Here is a 19174-nt window from a genome sequence, read left to right on the forward strand (position 1 = left end):
TTAAATAAAATATGAGAATCTCAGAATTAAAAAGGAAAGCCCTGCATTCGTTGGGAGGTAAATGGGGAACAGCTGTATCGCTTATGTTGCTCTTGTTCTTAATAAATCTCATTTTACCTTTAATTGTCGAAGTGATTGGAAGCGGTGGGTTTTCACAATGGTTCATGCAGGAAGAAACACCGGTATGGTCTGATATCTTCAGTACGGTCCTGTCCATCGCCTTAATCCCGCTCACCATTTCAATCACTTGGTTCTACCTGAATTTGGTTAGGGAAGGAAACCCTGATATTCCAGAAGTATTCGCAATCTATAAAGATGGAAGAACCTCTTTCAAGCTTATTGGGGCATCCATTTTACAAGGTATTTTCATTTTTTTATGGTCATTATTATTAATCATTCCGGGTATCATTAAAAGCATCGCCTATTCGCAGCAGTTTTTCTTATTGAAGGATCATCCAGAATACACTGTGCTTGAAGCCATTACAGAAAGCAGAAAAAGAATGAAGGGCTTGAAATGGAAGTATTTCCTTATGCACCTAAGCTTCATAGGGTGGGGCATCCTTTGCATGTTCACGCTGGGAATTGGTTTACTATGGTTGATTCCTTATGCAGGAACAACGGTGGCTGCATTCTATAATGAATTAATCGTGCCTCAAGAAGATTTTGACGATCAACAAATAGAGGTATAAATGATCAACCGATAGCAATTGGCTATCGGTTTTTCAATTATGCCGTTAATTCTCGATTCCTCTTAAAAAGGTTAAAATGTTCATTTTTCCTGGTGTATAATAGAATACTGAGAATGCCATTTAGGGGGATTACATAGTGAGTGGTTTTAATATTGCGGATCTGATATACCAATTGTTTTGCCTTGTATTTTTAATTCTGATCATTGTTGGGACCGTATCCCTTTTCCGTTCCGTCAAGCATCGTAAAACCAGAATGGATATCATGGAAAAGAAAATGGATGATTTACATGAACTGATTAAAAAGGGCAAAAATTGACGGCTGCATTGTGCAGCCATTCAGACTGTAGACAAACTCAAAGAAAAGCGGGTTTGCCTGCAGTTTTTTTATTTGAAAACGTTCCAGCTGATTTCAGAAATCCGCTCCCTTTCCGTCGACTGTCTGCCAAGCCACATCAAAGCAGTCCCTTCAATTTTTACAAACTCCGGAAATTATTAAATTATCTATACTGAAATAACTTAGTGAAAAGCACTGTCTCCGAATTTGAAAAAGAGGATTGGATTTTAAGCATCGATTGAGAGACATAAAAAAATAGAAAAAGAAAGGGAATTGTAAAAAATAAGCAGTTTTACATAGGGTTGTTGGGATTGTGGGGCAAATTTCATGTAAGGCTGCTGGTATGGAAGATGCATGGTTTGTTGCGGGATTTTACCCTATAATGGAATAGATGTGTATTTAAGGATTTGGTGAAAAAGTCTATCAGGAATGCTCGACCCTACAACAAATCGACTGAGATGGGAATGCTGAACATTCGATCCTTTTGTTAGGTATCTTTGAGAAGTGGGAGGAGTCGGTATCATGAAAGAAGTTATAGCAATAAAAGAATTTACTAGGTTTAAAACACGTACGGAGGAATTTAGTCCATACGCTTGGTGTAAACGGATGTTAGAAAATGACCCTGTGAGTTATCACGAGGGAACGGATACGTGGAATGTTTTTAAATATGAAGATGTTAAGCGTGTTCTCAGTGATTATAAACATTTTTCGAGTGTCCGGAAACGTACTACCATATCGGTTGGAACGGATAGTGATGAAGGTTCAGTGCCTGATAAGATCAAAATCACTGAAGCGGATCCACCGGAGCATAGAAAACGCCGTTCACTGCTGGCCGCAGCATTCACACCTAGAAGTCTTCAAAACTGGGAACCTCGCATTCAGGAAATAGCGGATGAATTGATCGGAGAAATGGATGAGGAAACGGAAATCGATATTGTGCAATCATTGGCGAGTCCGCTTCCCATCATTGTCATGTCAGATTTGATGGGCGTTCCTTCGAAAGATCGTTTATTGTTTAAGAAATGGGTGGATATCTTATTCCTTCCTTTTGATAAAGAAAAACAAGAAGAAGTAAATGAATTGAAGCAAGTGGCAGCAAAGGAATACTATCAGTATTTGTATCCGATTGTAGTGCAAAAACGATTGAACCCGGCAGATGATATCATCTCGGATCTTTTGAAGGCGGAAGTGGATGGGGAGATGTTTACGGATGATGAGGTTGTCCGCACGACCATGCTGATTTTAGGAGCAGGTGTCGAGACAACAAGTCATTTACTGGCCAATAGCTTTTATTCCCTGCTATATGATGACAAGGAAGTTTATCAAGAGTTACATGAAAACCTGGATTTGGTTCCGCAGGCGGTCGAAGAAATGCTCCGTTACCGTTTCAATCTCATTAAATTAGATCGCACCGTAAAGGAGGATAACGATCTATTGGGAGTGAAATTGAAAGAAGGGGAAAACGTGGTTGTTTGGATGAGCGCAGCTAATTTGGATGAAGAGATGTTTGAAGACGCCTTCACCCTTAATATCCACCGCCCAAATAATAAGAAACATCTAACCTTCGGAAATGGTCCTCATTTCTGCCTCGGAGCTCCGCTAGCCAGACTGGAAGCAAAGATTGCGCTTACTACATTCCTGAAGAAATTCAAGCATATTGAAGCCGTGCCATCGTTCCAGTTAGAAGAGAATCTTACCGATTCAGCGACCGGGCAAACTTTGACATCACTACCGCTTAAGGCATGCCGTACACTATAAAAAAACGAAAAACCTTGTGCACTAACCTGCATAAGGTTTTTTCGTTTTAGATTAGACACTTGAAATAGTGGTGATCCAAAAGGGTACTTTTTGATGTTCAATCGTATTCTTTTCGTACTACCGTGTCATAGTCTCCCTATCCCAATTCTTTGCACAATATGAATACATAACGGTTTTAGATAATCCCATAAAACTCACCCTAATCATAATTGTCAGGTGATTTCCTTATAGGGAGTTGAATTTTTGAAAAAAGTTTTTTCGGGAAACTGGTTTTTCACCTTTCATCAAAATCATATATTTTTGCTTGCACAATATAAGAAGAGCCTAAGTAGCTGCAACTACCTAGACTCATGTTAAATATGCATTTTTCCAGAAAAGTAACTTAATAGAGACTTGAAAAGACCATTAAGTCCCTAGAAAATCTAGGAGAGTGATAATTACATTTTGTGGTTTTATTTACTTCTTGGTCTTTGGAGTTTCAATATCATTAGTAATAGCAATAAAATAACTGGTAAGATCAAAAATAAAGTCTGAGGAAATATATCATTCGGGTTGAAGTATGTGTAAGCACTCATCGTGATGCCTACAACAGCAATCAATACTAACAGCGATTTTAATACCATTACTTTTTAATCACCATTTTTATAATTTATTGTGGTTTTATCCAATACGGATAAAACCATCTGCAGCATTAATACAAAATATGTATATTTTGATTGAACGATAATCGATCATAAGTGAGTCCCTGAGAAACGAATACTGAAGATGTAACGATTCAAGTGAATGACACTAAAGTAACCTGAAGTTGAGGTGACAATGACGAATAGAGTAGTATGAAAAAGTAGAAGATTTGAGCATGTGCATGATCATAAACACTGGATGGGTTGTGGGCAATGAAGCAAATACATTCATTCTGCAATGAAGAAGATATGATAAAATAGAAATTTCCAGATGAAACGGTTTTCAAAAGTGAAAGGATGTTATTATGAAATTAAAGCAACAATTAACCATTGCTTTTATAGTAAGTGTACTTTCTTTAATTGGGTTCAGTTTCATGGCATTTACCATTAGTGCAAATGAATACCTGAAATTTGATGAAAAGGTGATTTCCTTAGTGCAGGGATGGGAGTCCCCCTTACTGACGGGTATCATGAAGTTCTTTACCTACATAGGTTCAACTTGGTCCTTGATCATCCTCTCTTTGATGATTTTGTTTTTCTTATATAAGGTTTTGAAGCATCGTTTGGAGCTAATCTTATTCAGTGCCGTCATGGTTGGTTCACCTCTTCTCAATTTGATGGTTAAGCTTTTCTTTCAACGCGCCCGGCCCGATTTACATCGGCTCATCGAAATAGGGGGGTACAGTTTCCCTAGTGGACATGCCATGAATGCATTCTCATTATACGGTATTCTCACATTTCTGCTATGGCGTCACATCACGGCTAAGTGGGCGAGGAACCTATTGATTCTGTTCAGTATGATGATGATCCTATCGATTGGTATAAGTCGAATATACTTGGGAGTCCATTATCCTAGTGATATCATTGCGGGATATTTGGCGGGTGGTTTTTGGATTGCGATTTCCATTTGGTTTTTCCAAAGGTATCAAGAACGGCGGAAGAAAAAAGATATTTAATAAAGGATCAAGATTATTGCAAGATAAGCAGCCGGCGGGTAACAAGTCAGCTATTGATTCAAATCAGTTAGGAGCGTAATAAATGGAAAACTGGATTACGGAATTCATGAATGATTTTGGGTATATGGGAATCTTTCTATTAATAGCATTGGAAAATATTTTCCCGCCGATCCCGTCAGAGGTCATTCTTACTTTTGGCGGCTTCATGACGACAACAGCGAATATGACGATTATGGGCGTCGTGATCGCATCGACTATAGGGTCAGTGGCAGGGGCAGTCGTCCTTTATGGAATTGGTTTGCTTCTTGATGTTAAGGTCATTGAAAAGTTCGTGGAAAGATGGGGCCATATTCTTCGGTTAACGGTATCGGACGTCCATAAGGCGAATTCATGGTTTGACAAGTATGGGGCATGGACCGTGTTTTTCTGTAGACTGGTTCCACTGATCAGAAGCTTGATCTCGATTCCAGCAGGCATGTCCCATATGAGCTTTTGGCTCTTTTTGCTTTACACAACATCCGGTACGTTAATTTGGAACATCATTTTAGTGAATATCGGGGCAGCTGTTGGATCTTCGTGGGAAGATATTGTAGGATATATGGACATTTATTCAAATATCGTTTATGCGATATTGGCTTTGCTATTCATTCTTTTCGTTGTTTTGATTTTCAGAAGGAATAAAGGTAAAGTGAAATAATCTCAGTTTAGTTGATTGGGCAGTTCGAATCGTCACTTGCATTACATAACCGAATATAACCGCGAGAGGCTGTCATTGCGACAGCCTTTTTCTTATGTGAGGAAGAAGGCTGAACCCAGAATAAAGGGGGAGTGTTTTGGACAAAATGAGTGAAACGAAAAAGGAATGAGGTTCGGTGCTATGGCTTCTTTTTTCAAACAAAAAAGACAAATGAAGCAACGTGAAAAGAAAAAGGAAGATGCAGGTCAATCCAAAAGCAAAACGCCTGAGTATATTGAAAGCTCCATTTCGGCCAATCTGGAAATCGTGAAAAAAAAGACGGGAAACAGTCCGGACATTATTATCCGAACGCTGAAAATCGGTAAAAATCCGGAGATAAAAACGACTATTTTGTATGTGCAGGGTCTGATTGATAATCCAAGCGTTACGGACTTTTTAATTGAATCAATCATGAAAAATCCTCATCTATCAGAAAAAATACTTCCACAAGAAGCGTTGGATGTAATCTCTGAGGACGTGGTTTCCCTCGGTGGTGTAGAAACGGTCACGGACTGGGAAAAACTATTTTTATCCTTATTATCAGGGGACAGCATCATTTTTGTTGATGGTTTAAACACAGCCCTGGTTGCCAGTACAAAAGGGGGGGAACGGCGCTCGATTCAGGAACCAAGTACGCATTTGACTGTCCGGGGATCAAGAGAAGGGTTTACGGAATCGAATGGAACGAACATCGCCATGTTACGCCGCATCATCAATACCCCGGATTTATGGATAGAGTCGATGAAAATAGGCACGGTGACAAAAACGGATGTTTCCATCATGTATATAAATGGGATTGCCAAAGAGGGGATCGTCGAAGAGGTCAAGAAGCGCTTAAAACGAATAAACATCGATAGCATTCTTGAATCAGGATATATTGAACAATTGATAGAAGACCAGGTCATGACCCCTTTCCCAACCCTTAACCATACAGAAAGACCGGATATGGTCGCAGGAAATCTTCTGGAAGGAAGAGTGGCGATATTCGTTAATGGAACGCCTTTCGTCTTGGTAGCCCCGGCAATATTTGTACAGTTTTTTCAATCTGTCGAAGACTACTATAATCGCTTCGACATTGCTTCTGCCACACGTTTTTTACGGATCATCGTTTTCATTATTTCTATAGTCGGACCAGCTGTCTATGTTGCAGCCACGACTTTTCATCAGGAAATGATCCCAACGAAGTTGCTGGTCATTGTTGCAGCCCAAAGGGAAACGGTTCCTTTGCCGGCCGTCATTGAAGCACTTCTCATGGAAATGACGTTTGAAATATTAAGGGAAGCAAGTCTTAGGATGCCAAAGGCCGTTGGTTCGACCATGTCCATTGTCGGAGCATTGGTCATCGGGCAGGCGGCTGTCCAGGCTGGTATCGTATCGCCGGCAATGGTCATCATCGTCTCGATTACGGCGATTGCCAGTTTTGCAACCCCTTCTTATTCCATAGCCATATCTGCCCGTATCGTGCGCTTCGGCTTTATCATTTGTGCCGGAACTTTAGGTTTTTATGGCATGATTTTGGCCTTTTTCGTGCTCATTGTCCATTTATGCAGCCTCCGTTCATTCGGTGTTCCTTATATGACACCGCTCGCCCCTCTGCATCCGGAAGGGTTGGGCGACACATTCTTCAGAAGACCTATGTGGGCCTTTAAGGAAAGGCCGAAATTTTTAACCAACGAAAATAATCTGATAAGGGAAGGCGAAAATCAAAGACCCTTGCCTCCTGAATCGCGTGGAATGAAAACTGCTGACGAGAAAAAAGGTGAAGGCAATGAATCGTAAAAAGCTAATTCTTTTCTTGATGTTGATCTGTACCACATTCACCACCGGCTGTTGGGATAAAACAGAGTTAAACGAAATGGCCATTGTCTCGGCGGTTGGACTCGATAGAAATAAAGAAGGAAAGTTAGTGGGAACTTTCCAAATCATTAATCCAAGCAATGTAGCGGGAGCTCTTCAGGGCGGCGGAGGAACGAATCCACCGATATCCATTTATAGGGCCACCGGAAACAATGTGCTTGAACTGGATAGTAGGACTTCAACTAAAATCTCGCGAGATATGTATTTTGCCCATGCCAATCTGATTGTCATAGGTGAGGAACTAGCAAAAGAAGAGGGCCTCAACGATATTTTCGACGCATTTGAGCGCTCACCGGAATTCAGGGCAACTACGAGGATCGTGATTGCCCGGGGTGTGAAAGCAAGGGATATTGTCGAAACGTTAACCGCAATCGATAAGGTATCAGCTGAGAAAATCATTAGGACGATTGAAATCACTGAAAAAATTCAGGGGAAAAATATTAGCATCAATCTCCAAGAAGTGATCAAGAATCTGCTTAGTACCGGGAAAGAACCGATAATAAGTGGTTTTACCGTGAAAGGAAACACAGGTAAAGAAGATAAAATGGAGAATACCATGTCTTCGGATATTGAGGCAAACCCTAATGCAGCAGGAATAGGTGTTTTTAAAGATGGAAAATTGATTGACTGGCTGGATGGCAATATGGCAATAGGGTCAATGTGGGTATTGGATAGGATCGAAAATACCCATTTAAACATTGATTGGGAGGGTAGAAAAGACGCAGTCACCTATTCGGTTATTCGCCAAAAAACCAACGTCGGAGCAAAATTGGTAAACGGCAAACCGAAAATATCGATAAAGGTCCGTGCAGAAGGAGATATCCGGGAGGTGAATGTTCCTGTGAATCTAACCGATACGCATGTTCTGATTGATATTGAAAAGAAGTTAGCGAAAGAATTGAAGAAGGAGATGGAAGATGCGGTCGTTCGGGCACAAAAAAATAAAGCCGATATTTTTGGCTTTGGTGAAATTATGCATGAAAACCACCCTAAAGAATGGAAGAAACTCGAAAAAAACTGGGACGATGTTTCTTTTCCTAAGCTCGAAGTAGACGTGCAGGTAGAGACTTTCATTCGCCGTACCGGATTACGTAATAAGCCGTATCTTTCGAATTTAAAAAAGAAAGATCAATAATGGAAAGGAAGTGGCATTCTCATGGAAAAGGCAAAAATCAGCGGTTACCAGCTGTTCGTCCTTATTTTCATGTTTGAAATGGGCAGTGCACTTTTGGTTCCGCTTGCAGGTGAAGCCAAGCAGGCTGCTTGGCTAGTCATCCTTATTGCGATGATAGGCGGATTTTTATTATTTTTCGTTTATTATGGCCTTTTTCAATACTACCCTGAGCAGCTGTTAACAGAGTTTGTAAAACATATATTGGGGAATTTTCTAGGCAGGATCGTAGCTTTTCTATACATCCTTTATTTGATCTATCTTGCTGCAAGGTGTCTGAGGGATTTCGGAGATACACTGCTTACTTTTGCCTATCCTCAAATTCCGTTATTTGTTGCGAACGCTGCATTCATTTTAGTCGTGGTGTATACGGTCCGTAAAGGGATAGAAGTATTGGCGAGGACGGGGGAACTATTCTTTGTCTTGGAGAATTTACTTTTAATGACCTTCATGCTTCTGATTATTGCTTCAGGCATGATCCATTTAAACAACTTAAAACCCATTTTTGAAATCAGCGGGACAGAGATGATGAAAATGGGTTTCACTAAAACCGTATTCTTTCCATTTGGCGAGATCATAGTGTTTTTAATGATTTTTCCTTATTTGAATGAACCTCAGCGACTGAAAAAAATTGGGATAGGGGGCTTGGCGACAAGCGGTATTTTTCTCGCGGTAATAATGGCTGTGAATGTTGCTGTACTTGGTGTGGACCTTACAACACGTTCGCAATACCCTCTTCTTACCCTCATTCAGTCCATAGAGGTCGCTGGCTTTCTTGAACGTCTCGATGTGTACTTCTTGTTTTTGTTGTTGATTGGCGGGTTCATCAAGATAAGTGTATTAACTTATGTAGCGGTAACGGGTACGGCGAATGTTTTCAATGTTAAACAGCCCTCTAGTCTTGCATACCCTGTTGGCATGGTCATTTTATTGATTTCGATTATTATGGCAAGCAGCTATACGGAACATATCTATGAAGGGCTAGATGTCGTACCAAATTACATCCATCTGCCATTTCAGGTGATCATTCCGTTGCTTCTCTTGATCATTGCCTTTTTTAAGAATCGAAAAAAAAGGAAAGGCCAGCACCAAAATAAGTTCCAAGGCGGAGTTGATCAAAAATGAAATTCTTCGGTATTACGCTTTTGCTTCTGATCCCTTTAGTGGTCATATCTTTAGGTATGGATATTCTATTGGGATTTGATCTGGATAATTCAATCAAGCATGCCTTTAACCCATTTTTGGTGAAGGACCCCGCTGAACTTATCCTTTTTTTCATTCTTCTTATATTCCTTTTGTTCAGCTTCTTTTATCGAAAAAAAAAGAAAGGCAACACTAAAGGACAACAATGAGCCGCAAATTCCCGGTGCTGAAATAGAGATGAACTCCGAATATGGGAGTTTGTCTTTTTGCTTTTTTACAACCCCGTAAACCCATTTCATAGTATGATGATAAAATGAGCTTATTTTTCAGCGGATTTTAAAACACTCAAACAAAACCTCGGGAGGAGGACGGCAATTTGGATATCAAGTTGAATCAAAAAATCATAAAAGACATGTGCGGGACCGTCTCCTTCAAAAGAGGGGAAGCTTTTCATCGTGCCAATAAAGTGACATTTGAAAGTTACCAGCCTGATGGTTGTGAGGCAACGGTTAAAGGCAAGGAAGACTTCCATGTCACGATTGAAGTGGATGCTGTCGGCGGATTTCAGACGAAATGCAGCTGTCCTACGCTAGCTTCCTTCCAAAGGGATTGCCAGCATATTGCAGCCGTCCTGCTGTCGGTTTACGACTCTCAGCGAGATGGAACGATAAATGTACCTCGTTCTGATGCTTCAGCCAATGATAAATTGTCAGAGGGCTTGCTGACCCTTTTCAATAATCAGCCTGTACGCAAAAGCGGTCATCAGCGCCACTTTGAAAAAAGAAAGATGATTGATGCAGAATTTACGTGTAAACCTGTAAGGATAGGCACGGATCAATATATGTTAGGAATGGAAATGAAAATCGGTTCTTTCAATGTAGCGAATGTCCGGGAATTCCTGAAGCGAGTAAAAGAAGGAAAACCTGCCCAAGTGTCCCTTGCATTTATATATGACCCGGAACTGCATTGTTTTCAGAACGAAATGGATTCCGTACTTCAGGAGCTTATTACAGTGGTATCGGATGAAAGAGTCTATGTTGACGCATTGGCGGACAAGTCTGAATATACGTTGGACAAACACTTATTGCTTCTGCCTCCATCTTCTTTTCAAAGGCTTGTCCCCATCCTTGAAAGAGCACCGTTGGTAAAGCTTTCCCATGGGAGCCATACATTCAATGGTTTTCGTTTATCCAGCGGACCGCTTCCTTTACAGTTTGACTTTACCCAAAGCGAGGGAAAAGGTTATCAACTGAATATTAAAGGGTTGAATGAGATGATCGTCATGAATGCATATAAAATGGTTCTATTCGAAGGGAATTTGGTTCAGCTCGAAAACGAGGATTGCCAACGCCTTTCAGAATTGAAGCAAATGCTGGAGAATTCGGGCATGAATCGAATTCCAATCCATCATGACCAACTGGAATTATTCCTCGACAAAGTGGTGCCAGGTTTGAAAAGACTAGGTGAAGTCCGTATAGCAAGGTCCATCACCGAACTGTTTTTCAAGACACCGCTGGTTGCAAAGCTATTCTTGGATCGAGTGAAAAACAGACTGCTTGCGGGGCTGGAATTCCACTATGAAAATATCGTGATCAACCCTTTGGAAAAACAGGAATCCAAGGCAGTCTCCATGCTCATAAGGGATGTGGAGAAGGAAGCTGAGATACTAAAGCTTATGGAGGATAGCCTGTTTGCCAAGACTGATGGCGGCTATGTCTTGCATAACGAAGAGTTGGAGTATGAGTTTTTGTACCATATCGTTCCGAAACTTCAAAAGCTGGTACAAATCTATGCCACGACCGCTGTAAGAAACCGGATTTCCCGTGGGAATGCTGCACCGCGCATTAGGGTGAAAATCAAAAAAGAACGGACCGATTGGCTGGAATTCAAATTTGAAATGGATGCGATTCCTGATAAACAAATACGTGAGGTCTTAGCAGCGCTTGAAGAAAAAAGGAAGTATTATCGTTTAAGGAATGGATCGCTGCTTTCCCTTGAAACAAGGGAGTTCGAGGAAATCAATCGGTTTCTGAATGCACTTCCCGTTCAGGATGAAAACCTGGAAAGCAGTCTGAACATGCCAATCGTAAAAGGGCTGCAACTCCTTGATTCCGTAAATGACAGCCAGACATTCACAATGGAGGAATCATTCCGTCAGTTTTTGGATAACATCAGGAATCCGGGTGCCTTGGAGTTCGAGGTGCCAAATAGTCTGGGACTGATCTTGCGCGATTATCAAAAAAACGGCTACAAATGGATGAAAATACTTGCCCAATACGGTTTTGGCGGGATACTTGCTGATGATATGGGACTGGGAAAAACACTGCAAAGCATCACGTTCATTTTATCGGAGCTGCCTGACATCAGGAAGAAAAGGGTTCCTGCGCTTATTATCTGCCCATCATCATTAACCTATAATTGGCTGAGTGAATTCACTAAATTCGCTCCTGAAATACAAGCCGTCGTCGTGGATGGCCACAAATCGGAAAGGTCGAAGCTGCTTAAGGAAGTAATGGACGTGGATGTAGTGATCACCTCTTATCCATTGCTCCGGAAGGACATCACGAGGTTTGAAAAAGAGGAATTCCATACGGTGTTTTTCGATGAGGCACAGGCCTTTAAGAACCCGGGGACACAAACTGCACGAGCGGCTAAGAAGATAAAAGCGGCCCATCGCTTCGCGTTGACCGGTACGCCCATCGAGAATTCACTAGAAGAGCTCTGGTCCCTTTTTCACGTGGTATTCCCTGAACTATTCATGGGGTTAAAGGAGTATAGTAACCTCTCAAGGAAGAAGATTTCACGTAGGATCCGTCCATTTTTGCTGCGGAGAATGAAAGAGGATGTGCTTGCGGAACTTCCGGAAAAAATCGAGTCGCTTGAATCGATGGAACTGCTTCCTGATCAGAAGAAGCTGTATGCCGCCTATCTGGCGAAGCTGCGGCATGATACACTGAAACACCTGGACAAGGATACCCTCCGGAAAAATCGGATCAGGATCCTCGCTGGCCTGACCCGGCTCCGGCAGATTTGCTGTCACCCCGCCTTGTTTGTGGACGGTTATAAAGGCAGCTCGGCAAAATATGAGCAGCTGATGCAAATTGTTGAGGAATCGAAGCTTTCTGGAAGAAGGGTGCTGATTTTCTCGCAATTTACAAAAATGCTGCAAATTATCGGCAGGGATTTGGCTATTAAAGGACAGCCCTTTTTCTACTTGGATGGACAAACCCCATCAAAGGAACGTGTGGAAATCTGCAATCGGTTTAATGCAGGAGAACGGGATATATTCCTCATTTCATTGAAGGCGGGCGGCACGGGTCTCAATCTTACGGGGGCCGATACAGTCATTCTATACGACCTTTGGTGGAATCCCGCAGTTGAAGAACAAGCTGCGGACCGTGCCCATCGAATGGGGCAGAAGAATGTGGTTCAGGTCATCAAACTTGTTGCCCGTGGCACAATCGAAGAAAAAATGAATGAACTGCAAGAGAAAAAGAGACACCTTATTGAAGAAATCATCGACCCTGATGAAAAGTCGTCATCTGCACTTACAGAAGAGGATATCAGGGAAATCTTGATGATATAGGGATAGGGCTGCCGTTTTCCTACAACTTTAAAAGATTGGGTAGCATATTGCCAGCCCAAGAAGGCCGCCAACTAATTGGCGGCCTATTATATAGAAGGGTAGCATGAATTCATATATCCGGGCAAACCAACGACTAAATCGATTTCTTCATGCCGCACTCCCTGCATTTACGAATATATACATAATCCTTGACCGAACTCTCGAACTGGGCTTTCCCGCAATTGTCACACCGTCCACTAACGATGTCAGGATGGTCTTTGTAATCATAAATGATTGTGGTGTCATATTCCTTTTTTTCTTCTGGAATTTCTTCAGACAAAGTAAAATCACCTTCACTAATTTATTTAACTCATGTATCATACCAAAAATTCAATGGAGCAGGTAGGTGGTTTGCAATAAAACGGGAATTCAGTGGGTCGGTCACCTATGAAACCAGTTTTAATCCCACTGCCGCACCTAGGACCATGGCAATAAAAACGACCCTTCTCCAATCTTTGGATTCCCCATATAAGAGCATCCCGATTATCGCTCCGCCAGATGCGCCGATCCCTGTCCAGATTGCGTAAGCCGTCCCCATCGGCAAGGTTTGCATGGCATAAGCAAGAAATAGAAAACTTGCTCCAAATCCGATGAATAACAGCAGCAAGGATTGCCAATTTCGGTCTTTATGCAATTTATTTATCATCGCAACCCCAAACATTTCAAATAGTCCCGCTAAAATTAAAGAGATCCAAGCCATTAGGATTCATCCCCTTCCTCGACCTTATCGTCAGTCACTAGTTTCAAGCCGATTACCCCTGATAATAATAGGAGGATCAATAGCGTTTTGCTCAGTTTGAAAGATTCTCCGAAGAAAATGATTTCGGAAAGAACGGTTCCGGCCGTTCCCATACCTACAAAAACGGCATATACCGTTCCGACAGGAAGCTTCCTGCCAGCCATTATCATCATATAAAAACTGATGATGATGGAAATGACCGTTCCAGTCCACGTCCAAAAATCATCTGCATGTTTTAAGCCAATCACCCAAAAAACTTCAAAAAAAGCTGCAATGAACACTTTAATCCAATTTGCACTCATGAAAAATAACACCTCCAATTTTATTCTTTACAAAAAAAACAAAAAAAGCCAAAGAGATAACCGGTAAACAGTTTTCTCCCAGGCTTTTATCCTTCCGTGACACAGCAAGCTGTGAGTTTTCTCTCGGACCAGACCAGCAATTGGATATACTGCGGAACCCTAGAAAACATTTGACTTATGCAATTTACATTTCATTATACATACTTTTTGAATTAACTCAAGGTAAAAGTTTTGTCAACTCGAAAGCCCTTGATCCAATCCATTCACCTTTTTGAGTCATGCCCATTTTGCCTAATATCCGCATTCGTCTTGTAGCGTTTCCACCATGGATGACTTAATATATCCCAAGGTTTTTAGTTTAGATGACCAACCAGAAATGAGGGCAAATCATGGCTCCTAAATATAACATCAGAAAAAATGCACAACATCTTTCTGAAAAGGAAAGAAGGAAATATAACAATGCGGTTTTGGAGTTAAAAGAAAAAGGCATATATGATCGGTACGTAGCGTGGCATGCTACCGCAGGAAGGTTTCAAACCCCTCCCGTAAAGCGCCCGATAGCTGGGAACGCTCCAACAGAATCCACCCGCAGTCATAGTGACCTGTCAATGAAAAAAAGAACGTAATCTATACCAATAAAGGTACAGATTACGTTCTTTTTTTTGACTTACTATTCAGGCACTCACTGTCCGTTTCCGGGATGGACCTTCTTTTTTATGTGATACATAGCTATGCAGGATCATTCCTATGATAACGATAAAGATGCCGAACCACGATAACGGAGAAGGGATCGGTAAAGATAGGAATAGTAATTCGCCAGCCAGGGCAAAAAGGACCTCCATCGACTGTGTAGCTTCGACTGAAGCTAATTTCTGCATATTTCCACTTACCAAATCGGTCGCTTTGAAAAAAAGGACCGTGGCAATGACACCTGAAAATAGTGCTACCAAAAGGGATTGGAAACTCTGCATCTTCGTCGGTGCCCCTACTGTGAAGAATCCGTACAATGAAAGCAGGAACCAGAATGGCAGGCTCGCCAAAGTCATTCCCAATACACGCTGGTAAGCATCTAAACGTCCTTCGGATACTTCCATCATTTTGCGATTCCCCAAAGGGTAGGCAAACGAGGCGATGACGATGGGGATCACTCCCAACCAAAGATTGGCCATTGAAATGTGCTTGGTGTGTTCCAGTTGCATCAGGATGATCCCAAGCAGAATGATCATTGACATGAGGAGGCCTTTCACAGATACCTTTCCTCTTTGCCTTTCGAGCCCATCTTTCGTTTGGACATTTTCAAAAAATAGCGGGGCAAGTAAAGCACCCGAAATGATCGTGATCTGCCAAGTGCCGGCGATCAGCCAGCCAGGTGAGTAGGCGGAAGCAAAGCATAAAGGAGCATAAAACAACCCGAATCCGACAAAACTCCAAAGCAACCAAGGCCCCGGCCGTTCTTTCATCACTCGTAAAAGGGGACGCAGGTTTTTTCTGCTTAATACGATACACAACAGGAAAGGCACCATAAAGATGTAACGCAGCGAAGCACTCCATATCCAACTTCCACCAGACAACTCCATGGCCTGATTTAAAACAAACGTAAACGCAAAAAAGAAAGCAGAACAAATACCTAATATAATCGGACGCAATTGACTCACCTCAATCTGTTTTATGAGCCAGTAATTAGCCAAACTCTGGAAGTGTGGCAATCGTTTCGGCTTTCCAAGTATTAAAAAAGTTTAAAAAGACATTCACGTTCAACTGCGTCAAAGGCAGAAGAATGAATTTTCGAAATATAATAAGCCATCAGTTTTAATTTTCCTTCAAATGTAAAAGAAAATCAACTGGATTCTTTTAGACTACTGAAATTCCATCTTCATCATTCGATATGGAATCGAAAGAATGGTTGTGGAAAATAAAATGGAAACGTTGTCATTTTTATGGTCGAATTAACAATAAGTACCATTAAATTAATCGAGAAACGCCGGTATGACACGTTTTATAAAGGGTTTACTGTGAATTTATATAAAAATCATATAAAGGCAGATAATATATGAGGATACGAGAATTGACGAAAATGGTAGGGAGTGGTATCTTTATAGAAGTGCAAATAATGTCGAATGGTGACGAAATATATAGATGCAACATTCGAAAGAAAAATAGTGGGGTAAATTAAATGAAATCTACAGGTATTGTACGTAAAGTTGACGAATTAGGACGGGTAGTCATTCCAATTGAATTACGCCGTACATTAGGAATTAATGAGAAAGACGCCTTGGAGATCTATGTAGAACAAGAGCGCATCATTCTTCAAAAATATAAACCGAACATGACTTGTCAGGTAACAGGTGAAGTGTCAGATGACAATATGAAACTTGCTGCCGGAAAATTAATACTTAGCCCTGAAGGTGCCGAACTTCTAATTAAAGAAATTCAAGCCAGCATGGAAACTGTTTAATAAAATCATCCGGAGTGCAGGGAAAAGAAAATTTTCCCTGCACTTTTTTTAATTAAATGGCGAAATGATAAAAATGGTTCGATTCACGGACGAAACCAATTCTTTCGTAAAGTTTTTGTGCTTTTACATTATCTTTACCTGTCTCGAGCGAAACCCCTTTGGCACCTGTTTCCCGAGCAAAAGCGATGGCTGCGTTCAATAACTCCTCGCCAAATCCCTTTTTGCGGGCGGACTCCTTCACGAATAAATCATTCAATATCCATGAACGCATCATACTCACAGATGAAAAAGAAGGATATAATTGCACAAAACCAATAGGATTCCCTTCATCAAAGGCCATAAAAACGACAGACTCTCCATTTGTCAGCCTTTCTCTTAAAAATTCCCTTGCACGATCAGGATCAGATGTTTGCTCATAAAACACTCTGTATAAATCAAAAAGTTCTGTCAGAGATTCGAGCTCAAGTAATGTCGCTTTCTGAATGCTCATATTTGGAAACCCCCATTTTTAGAATACTCTTAATTTACCATTTGTTTCTATTTAATGATATATTCAGGACTCAATTTTAGCGCCAAAATTCAGGATGGAGCCTTAAAAAGGATCCATCCTGAATTTTTTATAATTAAGAGGGCTTTTAACGAGCAGTAAACTTGGGGGACATAAGCGTTTACTCGTGAGTTTATAGCAAATACTCGTGAGTTTGGTCGACTTACTCGTGAATTGAGCATTTACTCGTTTGAATGAGCAGCAAACTCATGAGATATAAGCGTTTACTCGTGAGTTTATAGCAAATACTCGTGAATTTGTTCGACTTACTCGTGAGTTTGGTCAATTTACTCGTGAAATTGGAGCAAATACTCGTGAGTTTGGTCGACTTACTCGTGAATTGAGCATTTACTCGTTTGAATGAGCAGCAAACTCATGAGATATAAGCGTTTACTCGTGAGTTTATAGCAAATACTCGTAAGTTTGGTCGACTTACTCGTGAGTTTGGTCAATTTACTCGTGAAATTGGAGCAAATACTCGTGAGTTTGGTCGATTTACGTGAAATTGGAGCAAATACTCGTGAGTTTGGTCGATTTACTCGTGAAATTGGAGCAAATACTCGTGAGTTTGGTCGATTTACTCGTGAAATTGGAGCAAATACTCGTGAGTTTGGTCGATTTACTCGTGAAATGAGCATTTACTCGTTTGAATGAGCAGCAAACTCATGAGATATAAGCGTTTACTCGTGAGTTTATAGCAAATACTCGTAAGTTTGGTCGACTTACTCGTGAGTTTGGTCGACTTACTCGTGAGTTTGGTCGATTTACTCGTGAAATTGGAGCAAATACTCGTGAGTTTGGTCGATTTACGTGAAATTGGAGCAAATACTCGTGAGTTTGGTCAATTTACTCGTGAAAGTGGAGCATTTACTCGTTTGAATGAGCAGCAAACTCATGAGATATAAGCGTTTACTCGTGAGTTTATAGCAAATACTCGTGAGTTTGGTCAATTTACTCGTGAATATGGTCAATTTACTCGTGAAATTGACCATTTACAAATAAACAGGCTTTCAATCATCAATCCTCTTTTTTTCCTTACTGCAATGGTTTTGCTTCTAATCCGCCTGTGTTAAGGATATGTACCTTTACGTTTATATCATGTATCGAATCCTTATCCAGGAAATCAGTCGGTTCTTTAATATGATTTTCTTGCCAGTATTTTGTCTCTTTGATATAAAGGGTTTTGCCTAAGCTTAATGGGTCTGCGTTCTTTTGAATCCCGCTCTTGAAGGTTGTTTGGATGTCTTTTTTTATTTGACTTTCGAATTTTCGTTTAATTTTATCGATATCCATTTGGGTATCTAGCCCCAGTATTTTACCTGATACATCAACTTCAATATCAAATTTGTACTTTCCATCCTTGAAAACAGGTTTTACTTTATGTTGTGGATGGGAGAAAGAGGCATAGATGTCTTGTTTATTCATGTTAATGCTAACGGGAGTTTTGTTGGTCCTTTTAGTGAGCCAGCGTACACCGCTCAGTTCCTTTTCAGAGAACCAGGGTTGGGACACTTTATAGTAAATGACAAATGCACCATCCATATAGAGGCTCTTTCGATTTTTATCTTTTTCTTTCCAAACTTTATCGTTCCAGGATATGGAGGGTAAGATGGTTGTAGATGCTTTTTCCCTCTGGTTAGAATAATACCTTTGGACCGTAATGGGTTCGATGTATGATCTGCTCCGATAGACATCTTCTGGTAAATATAATGTCGTGTATAAAGGCGATAAATTAAAATAACCATTAATGGAGAAAAGCTCATCCATGGAACTTTTTGTGCCAAAGATATTGGCTGAGTACCTAAGTAATTGGTTTCTGTATATATAATCCACTATTTCTGAGCTTTGCTGCTTCAAAACATTTTCACTGATGACAAATGTGGAAACATGGCCTATATAAAGAGACTGTTGAGTATCGCGCATTAGTTTATTAATGGCGATCGAGATGGAACGGCCTTTTTGTTTTCCTACATATACGGGGGGACTTTGCGTAGGCTTGGCCTCCGTTTTAGCTACCGCAGCGAAGTCTACAAGTTGCGTATAAACAATGTACTCCCCATCCTTGAAATCAATCCCGATGGCCGTTATATAATGAAAGTCCTGAATCGTTTTTTCATCCCAACAGCCTGAAAGTAAAAGGATTAAAGGTAGGGTCAAGCAAATTTTACAGATGCGGAACATG

The 19174-nt window shown here is 40.9% G+C and carries 20 protein-coding genes and 1 riboswitch; of the genes, 14 read left to right on the top strand and 6 right to left on the bottom strand.

All coding sequences use genetic code 11. From position 1 onward, the window contains the following. Positions 1–11: 11 nt before the first annotated feature. The 10 genes from QUF94_RS06965 to QUF94_RS07010 all read left to right on the top strand — a co-directional run bounded on the left by QUF94_RS06965 (position 12) and on the right by QUF94_RS07010 (position 12910). A complete protein-coding gene (locus tag QUF94_RS06965; RefSeq protein ID WP_289315215.1) occupies positions 12–689 on the top strand; it encodes a DUF975 family protein in 678 nt (225 codons plus the stop codon). Positions 690–825: 136 nt separating this feature from the next. Then, positions 826–1005: a DUF4083 domain-containing protein gene (locus QUF94_RS06970; RefSeq protein ID WP_289315216.1), complete on the top strand. Its 180-nt coding sequence runs from the start codon at positions 826–828 to the stop codon at positions 1003–1005. A 537-nt stretch (positions 1006–1542) separates the two neighbouring features. Beyond that, positions 1543–2781 (top strand): cytochrome P450, encoded by a 1239-nt coding sequence (locus QUF94_RS06975; protein ID WP_289318307.1) that lies wholly within the window; start codon positions 1543–1545, stop codon positions 2779–2781. Positions 2782–3766: 985 nt separating this feature from the next. Further along, on the top strand, positions 3767–4417 hold the full coding sequence (locus QUF94_RS06980) for a phosphatase PAP2 family protein (protein WP_289315217.1): 651 nt from the start codon (positions 3767–3769) through the stop codon (positions 4415–4417). A gap of 82 nt (positions 4418–4499) precedes the next feature. Next, positions 4500–5114, top strand: coding sequence for a DedA family protein (locus QUF94_RS06985; RefSeq protein WP_289315218.1), 615 nt, complete (start codon positions 4500–4502; stop codon positions 5112–5114). A 180-nt stretch (positions 5115–5294) separates the two neighbouring features. Beyond that, positions 5295–6932: a spore germination protein gene (locus tag QUF94_RS06990; protein ID WP_289315219.1), complete on the top strand. Its 1638-nt coding sequence runs from the start codon at positions 5295–5297 to the stop codon at positions 6930–6932. Beyond that, a complete protein-coding gene (locus QUF94_RS06995; protein ID WP_289315220.1) occupies positions 6922–8145 on the top strand; it encodes a Ger(x)C family spore germination protein in 1224 nt (407 codons plus the stop codon). The genes QUF94_RS06990 and QUF94_RS06995 overlap by 11 nt, the downstream gene beginning before the upstream one ends. A gap of 21 nt (positions 8146–8166) precedes the next feature. Further along, a complete protein-coding gene (locus tag QUF94_RS07000) occupies positions 8167–9306 on the top strand; it encodes a GerAB/ArcD/ProY family transporter (RefSeq protein ID WP_289315221.1) in 1140 nt (379 codons plus the stop codon). Between the two features lie 56 nt (positions 9307–9362). Further along, complete coding sequence (locus QUF94_RS29045; protein WP_483313681.1) at positions 9363–9533, top strand: YczF family membrane protein; 171 nt, start codon at positions 9363–9365, stop codon at positions 9531–9533. A 167-nt stretch (positions 9534–9700) separates the two neighbouring features. Next, positions 9701–12910: a DEAD/DEAH box helicase gene (locus tag QUF94_RS07010; protein WP_289315223.1), complete on the top strand. Its 3210-nt coding sequence runs from the start codon at positions 9701–9703 to the stop codon at positions 12908–12910. A 133-nt stretch (positions 12911–13043) separates the two neighbouring features. On the opposite strand, the gene QUF94_RS07015 is transcribed toward QUF94_RS07010, so the two are convergent. The 3 genes from QUF94_RS07015 to QUF94_RS07025 all read right to left on the bottom strand — a co-directional run bounded on the left by QUF94_RS07015 (position 13044) and on the right by QUF94_RS07025 (position 13990). Then, positions 13044–13229, bottom strand: a complete 186-nt coding sequence (locus tag QUF94_RS07015) for a DUF8096 family protein (protein WP_289315224.1) — start codon at positions 13227–13229, stop codon at positions 13044–13046. A 105-nt stretch (positions 13230–13334) separates the two neighbouring features. Continuing rightward, on the bottom strand, positions 13335–13649 hold the full coding sequence (locus tag QUF94_RS07020; RefSeq protein WP_230161041.1) for a DMT family transporter: 315 nt from the start codon (positions 13647–13649) through the stop codon (positions 13335–13337). Continuing rightward, positions 13649–13990, bottom strand: coding sequence for a DMT family transporter (locus QUF94_RS07025; protein ID WP_289315225.1), 342 nt, complete (start codon positions 13988–13990; stop codon positions 13649–13651). Before QUF94_RS07025 ends, QUF94_RS07020 begins: the two co-directional genes overlap by 1 nt. Positions 13991–14063: 73 nt before the next feature. Further along, a riboswitch (guanidine-I (ykkC/yxkD leader) is annotated at positions 14064–14164 on the bottom strand. A gap of 215 nt (positions 14165–14379) precedes the next feature. Between QUF94_RS07025 and QUF94_RS07030 the strand changes: the two genes are divergently transcribed. Further along, entirely contained in the window at positions 14380–14616 is a 237-nt protein-coding gene (locus QUF94_RS07030; protein ID WP_289315226.1) for a hypothetical protein, read from the top strand. Between the two features lie 48 nt (positions 14617–14664). On the opposite strand, the gene QUF94_RS07035 is transcribed toward QUF94_RS07030, so the two are convergent. Next, complete coding sequence (locus tag QUF94_RS07035; RefSeq protein ID WP_289318308.1) at positions 14665–15636, bottom strand: DMT family transporter; 972 nt, start codon at positions 15634–15636, stop codon at positions 14665–14667. Between the two features lie 527 nt (positions 15637–16163). Here QUF94_RS07035 and QUF94_RS07040 point away from each other — a divergent pair. Then, positions 16164–16445, top strand: coding sequence for a transition state genes transcriptional regulator AbrB (locus QUF94_RS07040; RefSeq protein WP_289315227.1), 282 nt, complete (start codon positions 16164–16166; stop codon positions 16443–16445). 52 nt (positions 16446–16497) lie between these two features. On the opposite strand, the gene QUF94_RS07045 is transcribed toward QUF94_RS07040, so the two are convergent. Continuing rightward, complete coding sequence (locus QUF94_RS07045) at positions 16498–16935, bottom strand: GNAT family N-acetyltransferase (protein WP_289315228.1); 438 nt, start codon at positions 16933–16935, stop codon at positions 16498–16500. A 495-nt stretch (positions 16936–17430) separates the two neighbouring features. On the opposite strand from QUF94_RS07045, the gene QUF94_RS07050 reads away from it, so the two are divergent. Both QUF94_RS07050 and QUF94_RS07055 read left to right on the top strand, forming a co-directional pair. Beyond that, positions 17431–17646: a hypothetical protein gene (locus QUF94_RS07050; RefSeq protein WP_289315229.1), complete on the top strand. Its 216-nt coding sequence runs from the start codon at positions 17431–17433 to the stop codon at positions 17644–17646. A gap of 74 nt (positions 17647–17720) precedes the next feature. Continuing rightward, a complete protein-coding gene (locus QUF94_RS07055) occupies positions 17721–17897 on the top strand; it encodes a hypothetical protein (RefSeq protein WP_289315230.1) in 177 nt (58 codons plus the stop codon). Positions 17898–18027: 130 nt separating this feature from the next. Here QUF94_RS07055 and QUF94_RS07060 read toward each other — a convergent pair whose 3' ends face one another. Continuing rightward, the gene (locus QUF94_RS07060; protein WP_289315231.1) at positions 18028–19173 is read right to left on the bottom strand and encodes a Ger(x)C family spore germination protein; all 1146 of its coding nucleotides are present in this window, start codon (positions 19171–19173) and stop codon (positions 18028–18030) included. Between the last annotated feature and the right edge of the window lies 1 nt (position 19174).

This window comes from Peribacillus sp. NJ4, assembly GCF_030348345.1.
Lineage (GTDB): Bacteria > Bacillota > Bacilli > Bacillales > DSM-1321 > Peribacillus.